The following is a 17,450-nucleotide window of genomic DNA, read 5'->3' on the forward strand; positions in this document are numbered from 1 at the left end:
CGCACGTCCCGGCTCGTCCTTTCGCAGAAGTGACGTGCCACTTCGACGGAAAGGCACGACTTTCGTGACCATGCTTGACGCTGTCATGCCCGCATTCGACGAGAACGCCGGTCCGGCGGACTCCGCCCCGGAGAGAGACGCCGAGGCGCGGCCGTCCGAGTTCGAGCTCCTGGGCCTGCCCAAGCCGCTCATCACCGGGCTGGCCAAGCAGGGCATCGACAGCCCGTTCCCCATCCAGAGCGCGACCATTCCCGACGTGCTCGCCGGCAACGACGTGCTCGGCCGCGGCCAGACCGGCTCCGGCAAGACGCTCGCGTTCGGCCTGCCCACCATGGCCCGCATCGCCGGTGTGAAGCCGGCCCCCGGCCACCCGCGCGCGATGATCCTCGTGCCCACCCGCGAGCTCGCCCTCCAGGTGCATGACGCCCTGGAGCCGCTGGGCCGCGGCCTGGGGCTGCGGATGAAGGTCGTCGTCGGCGGCATGTCCATGGGCAAGCAGATCGAGGCGCTGCGGCGCGGCGTCGACGTCGTCATCGCCACGCCCGGCCGGCTCGGCGACCTCATCCGGCAGGGCGAGTGCTCGCTCGCCGACGTCGAGGTCAGCGTCCTGGACGAGGCCGACCACATGTGCGACCTCGGCTTCTTCCCCGTCGTCACCGACCTGCTCGCGCAGACCCCGACCGACGGGCAGCGGCTGCTGTTCTCCGCCACGCTCGACGGCGACGTCGACAAGCTGGTGCAGCGCTTCCTCAAGAACCCGATCACCCACTCCGTGGCGCCCGCGACCTCGCCGGTCGACACCATGGAGCACCACGTGATGCAGGTCACGCGTGACGAGAAGTTCGACGTCATCGCCGAGATCGCCAACCGCGAGGGCCGTACGATCGTCTTCGTCCGCACCCAGCACGGCGTCGACCGGCTCTGCAAGCAGTTGGCCAGGGTCGGCGTCAAGTCGGGCGGCCTGCACGGCGGCAAGCGCCAGAACCAGCGCACCCGCATCCTCGCCGAGTTCCGCGAGGGCGCCATCAACGTGCTCGTCTGCACCGACGTCGCGGCGCGCGGCATCCACGTCGACAACATCAGCCTGGTGCTGCACGTGGACCCGCCGCAGGACCACAAGAGCTACCTGCACCGGGGCGGGCGCACCGCCCGCGCCGGCGAGAAGGGCACCGTGGTCACGCTGGTGCTGCCCAGCGAGCGCCGCTCCACCGACGCGCTCACCCGGCGGGCCGGCATCCACCCGTTCCGCCTGAAGGCCACGCCCGGCCACCCGCGGGTGGCCGAGGTGACCGGTGCCCGCACGCCGAGCGGCGAGGCCATCCCGGTCTGGGAGCCGGACGTCCGCAAGCCTCTGCGTCCTCGCCGTGAGGGCGGTGGCCAGGGCGGCGAGCGCCGCAACGGCCGTCGCCAGCGCCGCGACTTCGACGGCGACCGCCGCCCCCGGCGGCACGAGGACGGCGAGCGGTCCTTCGGCTCGGGTGAGGACCGTCGTCCGCGCCGCCACGAGGACGGCGAGCGCTCCTTCAACTCGGGCGAGGACCGCCGTCCGCGGCGGCACGCCGACGGTGAGCGGCCGTTCGGGCGCTCGCAGGAGCCGCGTACCTTCGGGGACGACCGGCGCCGTGACGGCGGGCCGCGCGGCGGCTACCGCTCCGACGACCGGCCGTTGCGCCAGGACGACCGCGGTGGCCAGCGCGGTGGCGGCTACCGCTCCGAGGACCGCGGCGGGCGTTACGCCTCCGACCGCAGCCGCCCGTTCTCGGCCGACCGCGACCGCGGCTACCGCTCCGACGAGCGCGCCCCGCGCGACGGCTACCGCTCCGGCGGTGGCCGCTCTGACGAGCGCGGCGGCAACGGCGGCGGCTACCGCCGCAACTCGGGCCGCCGCTTCGAGCGCTGACCCGGTTCTTCATCGCTGACCCGCCCGTCGCGTCCCGCAAGGGATGCGGCGGGCGGTGTCATTTGCGTAGAGTCGCGTTTGCGACATATATGAACCGGTAAATCCCGAGGGGCGGCCGATGAAGCGACCCACGATCGACGACATCGCGCGCAGGGCCGGCGTCTCGAAAGGGGCCGTGTCGTTCGCGCTGAACGGCCGTCCCGGCGTCTCCAGCCAGACGCGCCGCCGCATCCAGGCCATCGCCGCCGAGCTGGGCTGGCAGCCCAACAGCCTGGCGCGGGCCCTGTTCGACGGCAGGCCCGACGTGCTGGGCCTGGTCGTGGACCGCCCGGCGCGCACGCTGGGGCTGGAGCCGTTCTTCATGCAGCTGATCTCCGGCATCGAGGCCACGCTGTCGGCGGCGTCCGTCGGGCTGCTGCTGCAGATGACCGAGGACCACGAGGCCGAGATCTCGATCTACCGGAAATGGTGGGCCCAGCACCGCGTCGCCGGGGTGTTCGTCGTGGACCTGCGGGCCGAGGACGCCCGGATCGCCGTGCTGGAGGAGCTGCGGCTGCCCGCCGTGGTCATCGGCGGCCCAGGCGGGACCGGGCGGCTGCCCGCCGTCTGGATCGACGACGGCGGCGCGCTCTCCACCGTGATCGAGCACCTGGCCGGGCTGGGGCACCGCAGGATCGCCAGGGTCGCGGGCCCCGAGGAGCTCATGCACACCCGGGTCAGGACCGCCGCCATGCGGGCGACCGCCGCCGGGCTGGGCGTCGAGAGCGTCACCGTGTACGCCGACTACAGCGGCGAGAGCGGCGAGCGCGCCACGCTCGACCTCCTGCGCGGGCCCGGCAGGCCGACCGCCATCGTCTACGACAACGACGTGATGGCGGTCGCGGGCACCGCCGCCGCCCGTGAGGCCGGGATCTCGGTGCCCGGCGAGCTGTCCGTCGTGGCCTGGGACGACTCCGCCCTGTGCCTGCTGGCCCGGCCGCACCTGACGGCGGTCAGCAGGGACATCGCCGCCTACGGCGCCCACGCCGCCCGGGCCCTGCTCGACCTGGTCCAGGGCCGCGAGGTGGCCGACACGCGACAGGCCAACCCGCGCATGGTCAGCAGGGGCAGCACCGCCCCGGTCCGTGCGCACATCCCATGAACCCGTTCAGTCACCATAAGAAAGATTGAAACTAAACGGGTTTAGTGATGCGATGACAATTCCCCGCTGCTCGAGCCCGGAGGGTTGATGAGCCCGTTCCGCCCCCTTCATGAAGCCTGGACCGTCCGCTCCGCGAGCGGCGACGTGCGGGCCCCGGCCCCGGCCCCGGTGTCGGCCCCGGTGCCGGCGACGGTCCCCGGCTGCGTGCACACCGACCTGCTCGCCGCGGGGCTGATCCCCGATCCCTACCTCGACGACAACGAGACCCGCCTGGCCTGGATCGGGCGCACCGAGTGGCGTTACGAGACGGAGTTCTCGTGGGACGGCACCGGGCACGAGCACGTCGACCTCGTGTGCCAGGGGCTCGACACGGTGGCCGCCGTCGAGCTCAACGGCGTGCCGGTGGGCGAGTCCGCGAACATGCACCGCTCGTACCGCTTCGACGTCCGCCATGCGCTGCGGGCCGGGAGCAACCGGCTGACGGTCACGTTCGGGTCGGCGCTCGAATACGCCGAGCGGCTGCGGGAGGAGCTCGGCGACCGGCCGGGCGCCTACACCCAGCCCTACAACTTCATCAGGAAGATGGCCTGCAACTTCGGCTGGGACTGGGGCCCGACGCTGGTCACGGCGGGCATCTGGCGGCCGATCGGGCTGCACGAGTGGAGCGGGGCCAGGATCGCCGAGGTCCGGCCGCTGGTCACCGTCGAGGACGGGACGGCCAGGGTGGACGTCCACGTCCGGGTCGAGAAGACGGGCGCCGCCGAGGTGACCGCGGCGATCAAGGGAGTGACGGCCCGCGCCGTGATCCCCGGGGACCGCGACGAGGCCGTGCTCACGCTGGAGGTGCCCGACCCTGAGCTGTGGTGGCCGAGAGGGTACGGCGGGCAGCCGCTGTACGAGCTCGAGGTGACCGCCGGCGAGGACGTGTGGCGCCGCGAGATCGGGCTGCGCGAGGTGCGGCTGGCTACCGGCGACGGGGCCTTCACCCTGGCCGTCAACGGGGTCGAGGTGTTCGTCAGAGGGGTGAACTGGATCCCCGACGACTGCTTCCCCAGCCGGGTCGACCGCGACCGCTACGCCGCCCGGCTCGCCCAGGCCTGCGAGACGAACGTCAACCTCATCCGCGTGTGGGGCGGCGGCCTGTACGAGAGCGAGGACTTCTACGACCTGTGCGACCGGCTCGGGCTGATGGTCTGGCAGGACTTCCCGTTCGCCTGCGCCGCCTATCCCGAGGAGGACCCGATCGGGGCCGAGGTGGAGGCGGAGGCGCGCGAGCAGGTCGCCAGGCTGAGCCCGCACCCGAGCCTGGTCCTGTGGTGCGGCAACAACGAGAACATCGAGGGCTACGCCGACTGGGGCTGGCAGGAGCGGCTCCAGGGGCGCAGCTGGGGCGGCGGCTTCTACCTGGAGACGCTGCCGCGCGTCGTGGCCGAGCTGGACCCGACCCGCCCGTACTGGCCGGGCAGCCCCTACTCGGGCTCCATGGACCTGCCGCCCAACGACCCGGCCCGCGGCACCATGCACATCTGGGACGTGTGGAACGAGCGCGACTACACCGTCTACCGCGACTACCGGCCCCGCATGGCCGCCGAGTTCGGCTTCCAGGGGCCCGCCGCGTACGCCACGATCCGCCGGGCGATCAGCGACGAGCCGCTGCTGCCCGGCTCCCGGGGCCTGCTGCACCACCAGAAGGCCGTCGACGGCAACCTCAAGCTGGCCGCCGGGCTCAAGCCGCACTTCCCGGTCCCCGAGAGCTTCGACGACTGGCACTACCTCACCCAGGTCAACCAGGCCCGCGCCATCCAGCTCGGGGTGGAGCACTTCAGGGCCCTGTGGCCGCACTGCGCGGGCAGCGTGGTGTGGCAGCTCAACGACTGCTGGCCGGTCACCTCCTGGTCGGCCGTGGACGGGGACGGCCGGCGCAAGCCGCTGTTCCACGCGCTGCGCCGGGCGTACGCCGACCGGCTGCTGACCGTGCAGCCGCGCGACGGCGGCCTGGCGCTGGTCGCCGTCAACGACACCGCGCTGCCGTGGCGGGCGCGGGCGCGGGCCGTACGGCACGGCTTCGACGGCGCCGCGCTCGCGGCGCAGGACCTTGAGCTGGACGTGCCGCCGCGGGCGGTCGTCACCCTGCCGCTGGCCGCTCCCGTCGCCGGACCGGGCGAGGCGGCGAGCGAGCTGATCGCCGCCGCGATCACCGAACCGGGCGGGGGCGACCTGGAGGTGGACCGGGCGTTGTGGTTCTTCGCGCCCGACCGGGACCTGCGCCTGCCCGCGCCGCGCTACGACACGGCGGCCGAGGCCGTCCCCGGCGGGCTCCGGCTGACGGTCACCGCGCGAACGCTCCTGCGTGACCTGGCCGTCTTCCCCGACCGGCTGGACCCGGACGCGCGGGCCGACGACCAGCTCGTCACGCTGCTGCCGGGCGAGCGGGCCGAGTTCCTGATCAGTACGGCGGGTCTGGACGAGCGGGCCCTGGTCCGCGCGCCGGTGCTGCGCTGCGTCAACGATGTGGTGGTGCGACGATGAGGCGTTACGGCTTCAACCTGCAGTGGATGTTCTGGAAGGACCCCGGGGTGAAGCCCGCGCCCGTCGACGAACGGGCGCTGGACGCGATCATCGCATGGGGCTTCGACTTCGTGCGCATGCCGTGCGACTACCGCTTCTGGACCGACGGGCTCGACTACGCCCACCCCGACGAGCGCGTCCTGGAGGTGCTGGACACCTACCTCGACGCCTGCCGCGAGCGCGGCCTGCACCTCTCGCTCAACCTCCACCGCGCCCCCGGCTACGTGATCACCGGCTGGGAGAGCGAGCACCACAACCTCTGGGCCGACCGTGCGGCGCAGGACGGCTTCACCGCCGTCTGGGCGGGTTTCGCCCGCCGCTACCGGGGCGTGCCGGCCGACGAGCTCTCCTTCGACCTCGTCAACGAGCCGCCCGCCGTGGGGGAGCGGGGGTTCACCAGGGCGGCGCACGAGACGGTGATCCGCCGCGTGGCGGCGGAGATCCGGCGGGCCGACCCGGACCGGCCGATCGTGATCGACGGGCTGGGCGGCGGCCACCTGGCCATGCCGGAGCTGGCCGACCTCGGCGCCGTGCACAGCACCCGCGGCTACGCCCCGATGAGCGTCAGCCACTACCGGGCCGAGTGGTGGCCCGGCTCAAAGGGCCTGCCCGAGCCCGTCTACCCCGGCGACTACCAGGGGCGGCACTGGGATCGGGCCGCGCTGCGCGACTTCTACGCCCCGTGGCGGGAGGTGGCGGCGCAGGGCGTGCCCGTTCACGTGGGCGAGTTCGGCTGCTACGACCGCACGCCGAACGACGTCGCGCTGCGCTGGCTGTCCGACGTGCTCGGCGTGTTCGCCTCGTTCGGTTGGGGATACGCGTTGTGGGAGTTCCAGGGGCCGTTCGGGGTGATCGGGCACCGGCGGCCCGGTGCGCGCTTCGAGCAGCTCGACGGGTTCCCGGTGGACCGGGACCTCCTGGAGCTGCTCCAGGCGCACCGGGTCAGCCCTTGAGGCCGCTGAGGGCGATGCCGCGGGTGAAGTACTTCTGGAAGATCACGAAGAAGACGATCGTCGGGACCGACGCGAGCAGCCCGCCCGCCATGATCGCGCCCTGGTGATCCGGCCCCACGTAGTAGGAGTTGAGCCGGGCCAGGGCGACGGGTATGTTCGCCATCTCGTCGCTCTGGACGATGATGAGCGGCCAGAGGAAGTTGTTCCACTCCGCGAGCACGATGAAGATCGACATCGCGGCGAGCGCCGGCCGCAGCAGCGGCAGCACGATCTTCCACCAGATCCGCCATTCCCCGGCGCCGTCCACCCTGGCCGCCTGGATCAGCTCGTTCGGCAGCGACTGCAGGAACTGCACCAGGAAGAACAGCACGAACGCCTTGGCCAGCGCCGGGACGATGTAGGCGGCGTAGTTGTCCAGCCAGCCCAGGTTCCGCATGATCACGTAGTTCGGGATCAGCGTCGTCTGCCAGGGCACCATCATCGAGGCGATGATCAGCAGGAAGATCGTCCGGCGGCCCTTGATGTCGTGCTTGGAGATCACGTACGCGGCCAGCGAGCAGATCAGCAGCGACCCGACGGTGATGGCGGTGGTGATGACGAGGCTGTTGAGCATGAACCGCCAGAATCCCAGGTCCACCTGGTAGCGCTGGAAGATGCCCGCCAGGTGGCCGGGGTTGATCCCCTTCGGAGTCCACTCCGTGTCGTAGAAGTTGGCCACCGTGGGGGACTGCGGCACGAACGACGGCGGCGTCCTGGCCAGTTCCCTCGGCGGCTTGAACACCGTGATGAGCAGCCAGTAGAACGGCGCGATCATCGTCAGCGCCAGCAGGTAGAACGGCAGGCGCAGAAGATGCCCGTTGATCTTCGCGCGCCGGCTGCCGCCTGCCGGGGCCGCGTGCCGGGACGGCTGCGGCGCGGGGGCGATCGTGTCCATCGGGGCGACGGCCATCACAGCTCCTTCATGGCGCGGCCCACGCGCAGGTTGATGAGGCTCAGCACGAAGATGACCAGGAAGAGCACCCAGGCGATCGCCGAGGCGTAGCCCAGCCTGAAGTGGGTGAATCCCTGGTCGTAGAGGTAGGGGACGATCATCAGGCCCGAGTCGAGCACACCGCCGATGGTGTTGGCGCCCGTCGAGAAGACGATGTAGACGGCCTCGAACACCTGGAAGGCGCCGATCAGGCCGGTCACGACCACGTACGTGGTGACGGGGCGCAGCAGCGGCAGCGTGATGTGGCGGAACCGGTGCCAGGTCGAGGCGCCGTCGATCTTGGCCGCCTCGTAGTACTCCTCGGGGATCGAGCCGAGGCCGGCCACGTACAGCACCATGCCATAGCCCATGCCGCCCCACACCGACATCACGACCAGGATGGGGATCGTCAGCCCCGGCGTGGCCAGCCAGGCGACCGCATTGCCGCCGAACCAGCCCACGATCGTGTTGGCCAGGCCCACGTCGCTGGGGTACAGGACCCACTTCCACATCAGCATGAGCGCGATGGAGGAGGTCACCGAGGGCAGGAAGAACACCGTGCGCATGATCCGGTGCAGCCAGCCGGTGCCGTTGAAGGCCAGGGCGAGGCCGAGCGACAGCAGCGTGCCGAACACGACCGAGGCCACCACGTACAGGGCCGTGTTGCCCAGCGCGTGGCGGAACCTGCCGTCCGACGCCAGCTGCCGGAAGTTCTCCAGGCCGGTGAACGCGGCCGGATTGATCCCGTCGAACTTGGTGAAGCTCAGGTAGAGGGAGTTGGCCAGCGGCCAGATCAGAAAGCCCGCGAACAGCGCGAGGAAGGGCAGCAGCATCGCGTACGAGGTGCCGTAGCGGCGCAGCCTGCTGCGCAGGGGGATGGGGGAGGCCATGTCAGACTCCTGGGTCAGACTCCGGATCGGACTCCTGGATCGGGGCCGGGACCGGGCCGGATCATCAGCCCGCGCCGGTCCCGGCGGGCGGCTAGCCGGCGTTGCGCTCCATGACCTTGGCGGCCTCCGCCAGCGCGGTCTTGGCGTCTGACTTGCCCAGGATGACCGACTGGAGCTGCTTGGTCACGTCCGGCGCGCTCTCGTCCCAGCCCGGGCAGCCCGGCGCGGCCTTGCCCGTCCTGATCGACGCCTCGAACACCTGAGCCTGCTCGGGAGCGAACACCGAGCCGTTCACGATCTTGTCGGCGCGTGGCGAGATGTAGGAGATGTTCCGCTTCCTGGCCTCGTCCGAGATCGCCGCGACGGCTTCGTCGCTGTACATGAACTTGACGAAGTCCGCGCCGGTCTCCACGTACTTGCTGAAGGAGGTCACGCCGATCGCCCGGCCGCCGATGAACGCGGTCGGCCCGGCGGGTCCCGCCGGGATCGTGGTCATCGCCCACTTGCCCTTCAGCTTCGGCTTGTTGATGTCGATGCCCTTGGCGATCCAGTTGCCCGCCACCACCATCGCGGTGCCGGTGTCGAGCGCGTCGGAGCCCTCGACGGTGGCGGTGGGCGCGCCGTGCTTCTTGTAGAGGTCGGCCCAGTACGTCAGCGCCTGCTCGGCCTGCGGGGTGTTGAGCGAGGGCTTGCAGTCCGCGGTGTAGAACGAGCCGCCCGCCTGGTAGAGGTAGTTGAAGTAGCCGATCCAGTCCAGGTTGCCCCAGTCCTGGCTGTAGGGCTTCTTCACGCCGGCGGCCTTGAGCTTGTCGATGGCCGCGGTGAGCTCCTCCCAGGTCTTGGGCGGCTCGACCTTGGCCTTCTCCAGCAGGTCGGTGCGGTAGTAGAGGGCGAGCGTCGACATGTCCAGCGGCACGCCGTACACGGAGCCGTCGGGGGAGATGGCCGACTCCCACTGGGCCGGCAGCGCCTGCGCCTTGAGCGAGTCGGCGCCGTACTTGCGCAGGTCCACCATGGCGCCCCTGGTGCCGAACTGGATGGTCCAGGTCATGCCGCCCGAGATGACGTCGGGGCCGTTGCGGCTGGTGGCCGCCGCCAGCAACTTGGCGTACGCGTCGCTCCACGACAGGGTCTGCACCTTGACCGTCACGTTCGGGTGCTTCTGGTGGTAAAGGTCGGCCGCCTTCTGGAAGGTCGCGGTCTCGTCATCTCCGCCCGTGGACCAGAAGGACAGGGTCGCGGGGGCGTTCTGGTCTGCCTGCTTGGTCTCCGTCTGGCCACTCGTGGCGCAGGCCGCGCTGAGGACCGTCAACAGGACCGCGCTGCACGCTGCCATCGTTCGTCGCATGGGGCTGTCCGATCTATCGGTCGGATGGGCACCGGGACTCCCCGCGAAAGGGCGTGCGGATGTGCGAGGGCATCCCCACGACTGGCGCCCAAAATCAATGGTGTAGGGATCTCACCACTTAAACGGGTAAGTTACAATAGCCAGCCTCAGAGGTTGCTGAAATGTTTCCCCTTATGGCGGCGCTGACCTGTGGCTACATGGCCCGTGAAACGGTTCGGTCACGGCCCGCGGGAGCGGTGCTCCCCCTGGGCAGCAGGCGGGCCGGCGGCCCCTCCAGGCTCCCCGTCTCCCCGCTTCCGATCAGGCGCAGCAGGGTCTGGGCGGCGTGCGCGCCGCAGGCGGGGATGTCGCGCGTCACCGCAGTCAGCGCCGGCCGCACCACCTGGGAGAGCGGCGAGTCGTCCCAGCCCACGATCGACAGCTCGGCGGGGACGTCCAGGCGCATCTCCTGGGCGACCGACAGCCCCGCCACCGCCATGATGTCGTTGTCGTAGACGATCGCGGTGGGCCTGGACCGGGAGCTCAGCAGCCGCCGCGTCGCGCGGGCGCCCTGCTCGCCGGTGTAGTCGGTGTGGACGACCGGGTGCTCGGCCACCTCCGACCCGGCGCAGATCTCCGCGAACGCCTCGTCCCTGATCCTGGTGTGCAGCAGCGCCGGCAGCCCGGCCACCCGGGCGATGCGCCGGTGGCCGAGGGCCGCGAGATACTCGATCACCTCGCGCAGCACGGCCACCTCGTCCGACCACACCGCGGGCAGCGAGCCGGCGCCCGACGGGTGCCCGGTCACCACCGCCGGCATCCCCAGCCGCTCGACCACCGGCACCCGGGGGTCGTCGGCGTGCAGGTCGACCAGGATCGCGCCGTCCACCCGGCCCTCGCCCCACCAGCGCCGGTAGACCGCGATCTCGGTCTCGTGGTCGGGCACCACCTGCAGCATCAGCGCGCACGAGCTGGCCGCCAGCTCGCCCTCGATGCCGCTGATCAGCTCCATGAAGAACGGCTCCACGCCGAGGAAGCGGGCCGGGCGGCACAGGACCAGGCCGATGGCGTCGGCCCTGGCGCCGCTGAGCGAGCGCGCGGCCACGTTGGGCCGCCAGCCGATCTCCTGGGCGATCGCCTGGATGCGGGCCCTGGTCTCGGCGGAGACACCGGGCTGGCCGTTCAGCGCGTACGAGACGGCCCCCTTGGACACGCCGGCCCGTCTGGCGATGTCGGCGATCGTTGGCCTCTTCACCCCGTGCTCCTCTCCCTGAAACTTTCACTGAACCGTATCAGCGATAACTACGGCGTTCCTGGCATCATGCGCCCGCCGTCCGTGACCGGATGATCGCGCCCACGCGATCGCCGTTACGGTGAGGGCACCCAGGCATGTCCTCCAGGAGCGCCGATGTTCGTCGACATGCCACTCGCCCAGCTACGCGAATACAGGCTCCTCGTCCCGCGCCAGGCCGCCGGGCCGGTGCCGTGCGTGGTCGAGCACCAGGGCTAGGCGGCGGGCGGGGGCTGCCGATCGACTGGCTGCTCTGGCCCGGCGTCGGCTACGCGGTCTTCGTCATGGACAGCCGGGGCCAGGGCGCACCCCCTGGTGGAAGCGGTCGCGGTCGGCGGCGCCGGCCAGGTGTGGCCCCCGGGTGGCGCGCCGGTGGCCATTTGGCGAGGCCGTCTCGCGTGGCGGACGCGGGGCGGCGTCACCCTCTCGCGCAGACTAGGCTTGACGAGCACGTCAGCCAACCCACGAGAGAGACCATGAAGACCTTCGAAGAGCTGTTCGCCGAGCTGTCCGAGAAGGCCAGGACCCGGCCCGAGGGCTCGGGCACCGTGGCCGCCCTCGACGCCGGCGTCCATGCCATCGGCAAGAAGGTCGTCGAGGAGGCCGCCGAGAGCTGGATGGCCGCCGAGCACGAGTCAGACGACAGGGCCGCCGAAGAGATCTCCCAGCTTCTCTACCACGTGCAGGTGCTCATGATCGCCAAGGGCATCGGCCTCGACCAGGTCTACAAGCATCTCTAGGGCGCCCGGCGCCCGCCACCCAGCCCCTGGAGAAGCAACAGCGAGACAGATCGAGGATCCGAACATGCTGCGTCTGGCAGTACCCAACAAGGGCTCGCTCAGCGAGGCGGCCCAGAACATGCTCAAGGAGGCCGGCTACCGGTCCCGCAGGGACAGCAAGGAGCTCGTCGTCGTCGACGAGGCCAACGGCTGCGAGCTGTTCTTCCTGCGACCCCGCGACATCGCCGTCTACGTCGGCGAAGGCACGCTCGACGTCGGCATCACCGGCCGCGACATGCTGGTCGACTCCGGCGCGCCGGTCGAGGAGGTCATGCCGCTCGGCTTCGGCGCCTCCACCTTCCGCCTGGCCGCCATGGCCGGCACGATGACCTCGACCGCCGACCTCAACGGCCGCCGCATCGCCACCTCCTACGCCGGCCTGCTCGACAAGTACCTCTCCGACCAGGGCGTCGACGCCCGCGTGATCAAGCTCGACGGCGCCGTCGAGACCGCCATCCGGCTCGGCGTGGCCGACGCGGTGGCCGACGTCGTGGAGACCGGCACCACGCTGCGCAACGTCGGCCTGGAGGTGTTCGGCGAGCCGATCATGCGCTCGGAGGCGGTGCTGATCAAGCAGCAGAGCGCGCCCGACACGCCCGCCGTCGAGCAGCTCGTCCGCCGTATCCAGGGCGTCGTGCACGCCCGCGACTTCGTCATGATGGACTACGACATCCGGGCCGAGCGCATCGAGGATGCCATCGCGCTCACGCCCGGCATGGAGGGCCCCACGGTCTCCCCGCTGCACCGCGAGGGCTGGGTGGCCGTCCGCGTCATGGTCCGCCGCCAGGGCCACCAGCTGGTGATGGACCAGCTGTGGGACATCGGCGCGCGGGCGATCCTGGTCACCGACATCTACGCCTGCCGCGTGTGACGTCCGGCCCGGCGTTGGCCTGACAAATGTCACGGCCAACGCCGGAGGGAACGCACTAACCGCCCGGGAAGCCCGGCCATAGCGTTCTTCTCATGAACGCCATCGTGTTCGACCAGGTCAGCAAGCGCTACGGGGACGTGCTTGCCGTCGACGATCTCTCCCTCGCCATCGAGCCCGGCAAGACCGTGGCGCTGCTCGGCCCCAACGGCGCCGGCAAATCCACCTCCATCAACCTGCTGCTCGGCCTGCTCAAGCCCAGCGCGGGCACCGTGACCGTGCACGGCCGCACCCCCGACGAGGCCGTCAGGGCCGGCGAGATGGGCGCCATGCTCCAGAACGGCGCGCTCATCCCCGAGCTGTCCGTCAAGGAGCTCATCGACCTCGTACGCCGCCTCTACCCGAACCCGCTCGCCCTGGACGAGATCCTCAAGCTGGCCGACCTGTCCGAGCTCGCGGGCCGGCGGGCGAACAAGCTGTCCGGCGGCCAGTCGCAGCGCGTCAGGTTCGCCCTGGCCATCGCGGGGGCGCCCAAGATCCTGCTGCTCGACGAGCCGACCGCGGCCATGGACGTGGAATCGAGGCTGCGGTTCTGGGACAGCATGCACGACTACGCCTCCGGCGGCAGGACCGTGCTGTTCGCCACCCACTACCTGGAGGAGGCCGACGAGCACTCCGACCGCGTGATCGTCATCGCCAGAGGCAAGCTGGCCGCCGACGGCACCGCCGCCGAGATCAAGGCCGGGGCCGGCGGCCACACCGTCAGCTTCGCCCTGCGCGAGCAGCCCGCGGCCGGGCTCGACCGGCTGCCCGGGGTGACCGCCGTGGAGGTCGCCCGCGGCGTCGCCACCCTGCACACCTCCGACACCGACGCCACCCTCGCCGCGCTCTACCGGAACACCGCCCTCGACGTGCGCGAGCTGAAGCTCTCCGGCGCCGACCTCGAAGCCGCCTTCCTCGCCCTCACCCGGGAGTCCTGATGCTCTACTACGCCAAGACCGAGGCCCTGAGGATGCTGCGCAACCGGCGCTACCTGATCTTCGTGGTCGCCTTCCCCGTCGTGCTCTACCTCATCAACGCCAACATCTACGGCAACCAGACCGACGCGGGCGGCGTGAAGTACAGCGTCATCCTGATGGTGTCGATGGCCGCCTACGGGGCGCTGGCCTCGTCCATGATGAGCTCGGCCGTCCCGTGGGCCACCGAGCGGCAGTCCGGCTGGCTGCGCCAGCTCCAGATCACCCCGCTGCCGAGCTGGGCCATCATCGTGACCAAGCTCGCCGCCACGATGGTCCTCGTGCTCCCATCGCTGGTGCTGGTGAGCCTGGCCGCCGTGGTGCAGCAGCACGTGTCGCTGTCGCTCGGCACATGGGCGGAGCTGCTGCTCGCGCTCTGGCTCGGCGTGCTGCCGTTCGTCGCCCTGGGCCTGGCCATCGGGTCCGTGCTCTCCGCCGACGCCGCCCAGCCGGCCGCGATGATCTGTATGTTCGTGCTGGCGATCGCCGGCGGGCTGTGGTTCCCGCCCGAGGTGCTCGGCGACACCCTGCGCACGGTCGCGGACGTCACCCCGTCGTTCCACTACGCCAGGCTCGGCCAGAGCCTCGTCGCCGGTCACGGCCTGCCCATGACGGACGTCCTGGTCGTGGCCGGCTGGGGGATCGTGCTGGGGGCCGCCGCCGTCTTCCTCTACCGGCGGGCTACCGTACGGTCATGAGCTTCGCGGAGAAGATCACCTTCGGGGACGCCGAGGGCCGGCCGTCGCGCAGGCGGCGGCTGATCGGCATCTCCGTGGGCCTGGTCTACCTGGTCTTCCCCATCACCGACATCCTCGGCGGCACCCTGACGGGGGCCCGGGCGGTGTGGGCGGGGGTGCTGCTCTTCGCCTTCCTCGCGTCCTTCATCGCGACGGTCGTGGCCAACAAGAGCATGTTCGAGCAGAGCCCGCTGACCTACCCGCTGCTCGGGGTGACCAGCGTGCTGGGCGTGGTGGGCGCCACCGTCTTCGGCGGCTCCTGGCTGAGCCTGCCGGTCTACACCGTCGTGCTGTACGGGTTCACGCTGCCGCCTGTGTGGGCCGTCTTCGCCGTCGTCGCCAACCTGGCCGTCGTCGTCGGCGCCGGCCTGGTCAACCACGACGGCGCCGACACGATCATCGTGCTGGGCCTGCAGGTGGTGACGCTCGGCGTGCTGTTCATCAGCGTGCGCAACACCAGGGCGCTGACCGTCAAGCTGCGCCTGGCCCAGGACGAGATGGCCCGGCTGGCGGCCACGGAGGAGCGGCTGCGCATCGCCCGCGACCTGCACGACCTGCTCGGGCACAGCCTGTCGCTGATCGTGCTCAAGAGCGAGCTGGCCGGGCGGCTGTCCGAGGACGCGCCGCACGTGCACAAGGAGATCTCCGACATCGAGACCGTCGCCAGGAAGGCGCTGGTGGAGGTGCGCGAGGCCGTCACCGGCTACCGCCGGCGCAGCCTGCCCGAGGAGCTCGACAACGCCAGGGCCGTGTTACGGGCGGCGGGCGTGGCGGCCGAGGTGCGGATCTCGGGCACGCCGCTGCCCGGGATGCTCGACGGGCTGTTCGGCTGGTCCGTACGCGAGGGCACCACCAACGTCGTGCGCCACTCGCGGGCCACCCGGTGCGAGATCAAGGTGACGTTCGACGGCGGACACGCCACCCTGGAGATCATGGACAACGGAACGGGCGGCGAGGGGCCGTACGAGATGGGCAGCGGGCTGCGCGGCCTCAACGAACGGGTGGCCGGCGCGGGTGGCACCGTCGAGGCGGGCCCCGCCCCGGGCGGCGGACACCGGCTGCGGGTGCTGGTGCCGACGGAGGCGTGCGCGTGATCCGCGTGATGCTGGCGGAGGACCAGGGCATGATACGCGGCGCGCTGGCGTCCCTGCTGGGCCTGGAGCCCGACATCGAGGTGGCCGGCGAGGCCGCCGACGGGGAGGAGGCGCTCGCGGTCGCCGTCAAGGTCCGGCCCGACATCGCGCTGCTGGACATCGAGATGCCCGGCATGGACGGGCTCGCGGCCTGCGCGAGGATCACCCAGCAGGTGCCCGGGTGCCGGGTGATGATCCTGACCACGTTCGGGCGGCCCGGTTACCTGCGTACCGCCATGGAGGCGGGGGCCTCGGCGTTCCTGGTGAAGGACAGCCCGGCCAGGGAGCTGGCGGCGGCCATCCGGCGGGTGCACGCGGGGGAACGGGTGATCGACCCCGGGCTCGCGGCGGCGGCCCTCAGCGCCGGGCCGAACCCGCTGTCGGCGCGGGAGCGGGACGTGCTGGAGGCGGCGGTGGACGGCTCCACGATCGGCGACATCGCCGGCAAGCTCCACCTGTCGGAGGGGACCGTGCGCAACTACCTGTCCTCGGCCATCCAGAAGACCCACGCCCGCAACCGCATCGAGGCGGTGCAGCGCGCCAAGGCCCAGGGCTGGCTCTAGTTAGGTGAGCCCGGCCACCGCCTTGACCGCCTGGTCCACCTGCTCGGGGGTGGTCACGATGCTGGTGCCGAACCGCAGCAGCGGCGGATCGTACGGCGTCACGCTCGCGACCACCTTGCTCGCGTGCAGCCGGTCGACGGCCTCCATGGGCGCCATCCCCTCGATCGAGCAGCACACGAGGCCCGCCGACAGCTCGGGCGCCCGCGGCGTGGCCAGCGTGACGCGCGGGATCCCGGCCAGCCCGTCCTTGAGGCGGGTGGCCAGCTCCTGCGTGCGCCGCTGGACCCGGTCCTTGCCGATCGCCGTCATGAAGGCGAACGCCTGCGGCATCGCCCACCGGTGCTCGAACGCCTTGAAACCGCCCGGCGTGACCAGCTCCGCCGTGCTCGCCCCCGGAGACCCGCCGCCCTGCCACGCCTGGAACGACGCCCCGCTGAAGCTGGCGATGATCGGGGAGAGCGCGTCCCAGGCCCTGCCCCACACGATGCCGGTGCCGCGCGGCCCGAACAGCCACTTGTGCGTGCCGCTGGCCAGGAAGTCGCAGCCCAGGTCGCCGGGGCCGTCGGCCATCGCGCCGAACCCGTGCACGCCGTCCACGCACAACAGCGCCCTGTCGTGCTCGGCGCGGCCCTTGTTCGCCTCGGCGAGCATGTCGGCGATGGCGCGGACGGGCACGCGCACGCCGGTGCTCGAATGCACCCAGGTGAGCGCGACCACCCTGGTACGCGGGCCGAGGCCGGCCTTGACCGCCGCCACCATCCGGCCGGCGTCCGCGCGGGCCGGGTCGTCGTACAGCCTGACCTTGCGCACCTTCGCGCCCGTGCGCTCGGCCAGCAGCCGCAGCCCCTCATGGGTGGCGAGGAAGTCGTGCTCGGTGGTCAGCACGTCCTGGCCGGAGCGCAGCCTGAGGCCGGAGTAGAGCAGGGCCAGGCCCATGGTGGTGCTGTCGGTCAGCGCGATCTCCTCCGCCCTGGCGCCCAGGTAGCGGGCCGCCGCCTCGCGTACCGTCCGGTCGGGCGACTGGGCACCGGGCGGCGTGTACTCGGGGTCGGCGTCCAGGGCGTCGCGGTGCTTCGCGATCACCTCCCGTACCTGGGCCGGGGCGGGCGCCAGCACGAACGCCGCGAACTGTCCGTAGGCCGGGTCCAGCGCGAACTGGGCCCGCACGGACGCCCAGTCGCCGGGGTCGAACTTCGGCTTCACCGCAGGCGTACTGGTTGTGCACGCGCTCGTCAGCCCCGCCAGCATCCCCGCTCCGAGCAGGGTTCTCCTGTCCACCCGCATGGCTACTTCCTATCCAGGCGGCGGCGTTCC

At 71.4% G+C, this 17,450-nt stretch carries 15 protein-coding genes and 1 pseudogene; 11 read left to right on the top strand and 5 right to left on the bottom strand.

The genetic code is table 11. The features are described from left to right. Positions 1–70 precede the first annotated feature (70 nt). The 4 genes from ACIBQ1_RS45760 (at position 71) to ACIBQ1_RS45775 (ending at position 6,562) form a co-directional block, all read left to right on the top strand. Entirely contained in the window at positions 71–1,900 is a 1,830-nt protein-coding gene (locus ACIBQ1_RS45760) for a DEAD/DEAH box helicase (RefSeq protein ID WP_397287399.1), read from the top strand. Between the two features lie 118 nt (positions 1,901–2,018). Next, entirely contained in the window at positions 2,019–3,041 is a 1,023-nt protein-coding gene (locus ACIBQ1_RS45765) for a LacI family DNA-binding transcriptional regulator (protein WP_397287401.1), read from the top strand. Positions 3,042–3,128: 87 nt separating this feature from the next. Further along, the gene (locus ACIBQ1_RS45770) at positions 3,129–5,570 is read left to right on the top strand and encodes a glycoside hydrolase family 2 protein (protein ID WP_397287403.1); all 2,442 of its coding nucleotides are present in this window, start codon (positions 3,129–3,131) and stop codon (positions 5,568–5,570) included. Beyond that, positions 5,567–6,562 carry a glycoside hydrolase family 5 protein gene (locus ACIBQ1_RS45775; RefSeq protein ID WP_397287405.1) on the top strand — a complete coding sequence of 332 codons (996 nt, stop codon included), beginning with the start codon at positions 5,567–5,569 and terminating at the stop codon, positions 6,560–6,562. The genes ACIBQ1_RS45770 and ACIBQ1_RS45775 overlap by 4 nt, the downstream gene beginning before the upstream one ends. On the opposite strand, the gene ACIBQ1_RS45780 is transcribed toward ACIBQ1_RS45775, so the two are convergent. The 4 genes from ACIBQ1_RS45780 to ACIBQ1_RS45795 all read right to left on the bottom strand — a co-directional run bounded on the left by ACIBQ1_RS45780 (position 6,552) and on the right by ACIBQ1_RS45795 (position 11,004). After that, positions 6,552–7,511 (bottom strand): carbohydrate ABC transporter permease, encoded by a 960-nt coding sequence (locus tag ACIBQ1_RS45780; protein ID WP_397287407.1) that lies wholly within the window; start codon positions 7,509–7,511, stop codon positions 6,552–6,554. The genes ACIBQ1_RS45775 and ACIBQ1_RS45780 overlap by 11 nt on opposite strands. Then, positions 7,511–8,422 (bottom strand): carbohydrate ABC transporter permease, encoded by a 912-nt coding sequence (locus ACIBQ1_RS45785; protein WP_397287409.1) that lies wholly within the window; start codon positions 8,420–8,422, stop codon positions 7,511–7,513. The genes ACIBQ1_RS45780 and ACIBQ1_RS45785 overlap by 1 nt, the downstream gene beginning before the upstream one ends. 91 nt (positions 8,423–8,513) lie before the next feature. Next, complete coding sequence (locus tag ACIBQ1_RS45790) at positions 8,514–9,734, bottom strand: extracellular solute-binding protein (protein ID WP_397287411.1); 1,221 nt, start codon at positions 9,732–9,734, stop codon at positions 8,514–8,516. A 229-nt stretch (positions 9,735–9,963) separates the two neighbouring features. Next, positions 9,964–11,004, bottom strand: a complete 1,041-nt coding sequence (locus tag ACIBQ1_RS45795; RefSeq protein WP_397287413.1) for a LacI family DNA-binding transcriptional regulator — start codon at positions 11,002–11,004, stop codon at positions 9,964–9,966. 230 nt (positions 11,005–11,234) lie between these two features. Here ACIBQ1_RS45795 and ACIBQ1_RS45800 point away from each other — a divergent pair. From ACIBQ1_RS45800 to ACIBQ1_RS45830, 7 genes and pseudogenes are all read left to right on the top strand, one after another. Then, a pseudogene (locus tag ACIBQ1_RS45800) lies at positions 11,235–11,315 on the top strand (hypothetical protein); the annotation flags it as partial. A 201-nt stretch (positions 11,316–11,516) separates the two neighbouring features. Next, the gene (locus tag ACIBQ1_RS45805; protein ID WP_192785690.1) at positions 11,517–11,780 is read left to right on the top strand and encodes a phosphoribosyl-ATP diphosphatase; all 264 of its coding nucleotides are present in this window, start codon (positions 11,517–11,519) and stop codon (positions 11,778–11,780) included. A gap of 64 nt (positions 11,781–11,844) precedes the next feature. Continuing rightward, positions 11,845–12,690 (top strand): ATP phosphoribosyltransferase, encoded by an 846-nt coding sequence (gene hisG / locus ACIBQ1_RS45810; RefSeq protein ID WP_397287415.1) that lies wholly within the window; start codon positions 11,845–11,847, stop codon positions 12,688–12,690. 92 nt (positions 12,691–12,782) lie between these two features. Then, a complete protein-coding gene (locus ACIBQ1_RS45815) occupies positions 12,783–13,667 on the top strand; it encodes an ABC transporter ATP-binding protein (protein ID WP_397287417.1) in 885 nt (294 codons plus the stop codon). Further along, positions 13,667–14,401 carry an ABC transporter permease gene (locus ACIBQ1_RS45820; protein ID WP_397287419.1) on the top strand — a complete coding sequence of 245 codons (735 nt, stop codon included), beginning with the start codon at positions 13,667–13,669 and terminating at the stop codon, positions 14,399–14,401. Before ACIBQ1_RS45815 ends, ACIBQ1_RS45820 begins: the two co-directional genes overlap by 1 nt. Beyond that, positions 14,398–15,534 (top strand): sensor histidine kinase, encoded by a 1,137-nt coding sequence (locus ACIBQ1_RS45825; protein ID WP_397287421.1) that lies wholly within the window; start codon positions 14,398–14,400, stop codon positions 15,532–15,534. Before ACIBQ1_RS45820 ends, ACIBQ1_RS45825 begins: the two co-directional genes overlap by 4 nt. After that, complete coding sequence (locus tag ACIBQ1_RS45830) at positions 15,531–16,136, top strand: response regulator (RefSeq protein WP_397287423.1); 606 nt, start codon at positions 15,531–15,533, stop codon at positions 16,134–16,136. The genes ACIBQ1_RS45825 and ACIBQ1_RS45830 overlap by 4 nt, the downstream gene beginning before the upstream one ends. Here the strand turns inward: ACIBQ1_RS45830 and ACIBQ1_RS45835 are convergent, their stop codons facing one another. Then, positions 16,137–17,414: an aminotransferase class V-fold PLP-dependent enzyme gene (locus ACIBQ1_RS45835; RefSeq protein ID WP_397287425.1), complete on the bottom strand. Its 1,278-nt coding sequence runs from the start codon at positions 17,412–17,414 to the stop codon at positions 16,137–16,139. Positions 17,415–17,450 lie beyond the last annotated feature (36 nt).

The organism is Nonomuraea sp. NPDC050153, from assembly GCF_044460125.1.
In the GTDB taxonomy this organism is placed as follows: Bacteria; Actinomycetota; Actinomycetes; order Streptosporangiales; family Streptosporangiaceae; genus Nonomuraea.

What these genes read in the sequence shown, in the direction of transcription:
- ACIBQ1_RS45785 (WP_397287409.1), bottom strand. Translation starts at nt 8,422, where the DNA reads ATGGCCTCCCCCATCCCCCTGCGCAGCAGGCTGCGCCGCTACGGCACC.
- ACIBQ1_RS45820 (WP_397287419.1), top strand. Translation starts at nt 13,667, where the DNA reads ATGCTCTACTACGCCAAGACCGAGGCCCTGAGGATGCTGCGCAACCGG.
- ACIBQ1_RS45825 (WP_397287421.1), top strand. Translation starts at nt 14,398, where the DNA reads ATGAGCTTCGCGGAGAAGATCACCTTCGGGGACGCCGAGGGCCGGCCG.
- ACIBQ1_RS45760 (WP_397287399.1), top strand. Translation starts at nt 71, where the DNA reads ATGCTTGACGCTGTCATGCCCGCATTCGACGAGAACGCCGGTCCGGCG.
- ACIBQ1_RS45780 (WP_397287407.1), bottom strand. Translation starts at nt 7,511, where the DNA reads ATGGCCGTCGCCCCGATGGACACGATCGCCCCCGCGCCGCAGCCGTCC.
- ACIBQ1_RS45770 (WP_397287403.1), top strand. Translation starts at nt 3,129, where the DNA reads ATGAGCCCGTTCCGCCCCCTTCATGAAGCCTGGACCGTCCGCTCCGCG.
- ACIBQ1_RS45765 (WP_397287401.1), top strand. Translation starts at nt 2,019, where the DNA reads ATGAAGCGACCCACGATCGACGACATCGCGCGCAGGGCCGGCGTCTCG.
- ACIBQ1_RS45775 (WP_397287405.1), top strand. Translation starts at nt 5,567, where the DNA reads ATGAGGCGTTACGGCTTCAACCTGCAGTGGATGTTCTGGAAGGACCCC.
- ACIBQ1_RS45805 (WP_192785690.1), top strand. Translation starts at nt 11,517, where the DNA reads ATGAAGACCTTCGAAGAGCTGTTCGCCGAGCTGTCCGAGAAGGCCAGG.
- ACIBQ1_RS45815 (WP_397287417.1), top strand. Translation starts at nt 12,783, where the DNA reads ATGAACGCCATCGTGTTCGACCAGGTCAGCAAGCGCTACGGGGACGTG.
- hisG (WP_397287415.1), top strand. Translation starts at nt 11,845, where the DNA reads ATGCTGCGTCTGGCAGTACCCAACAAGGGCTCGCTCAGCGAGGCGGCC.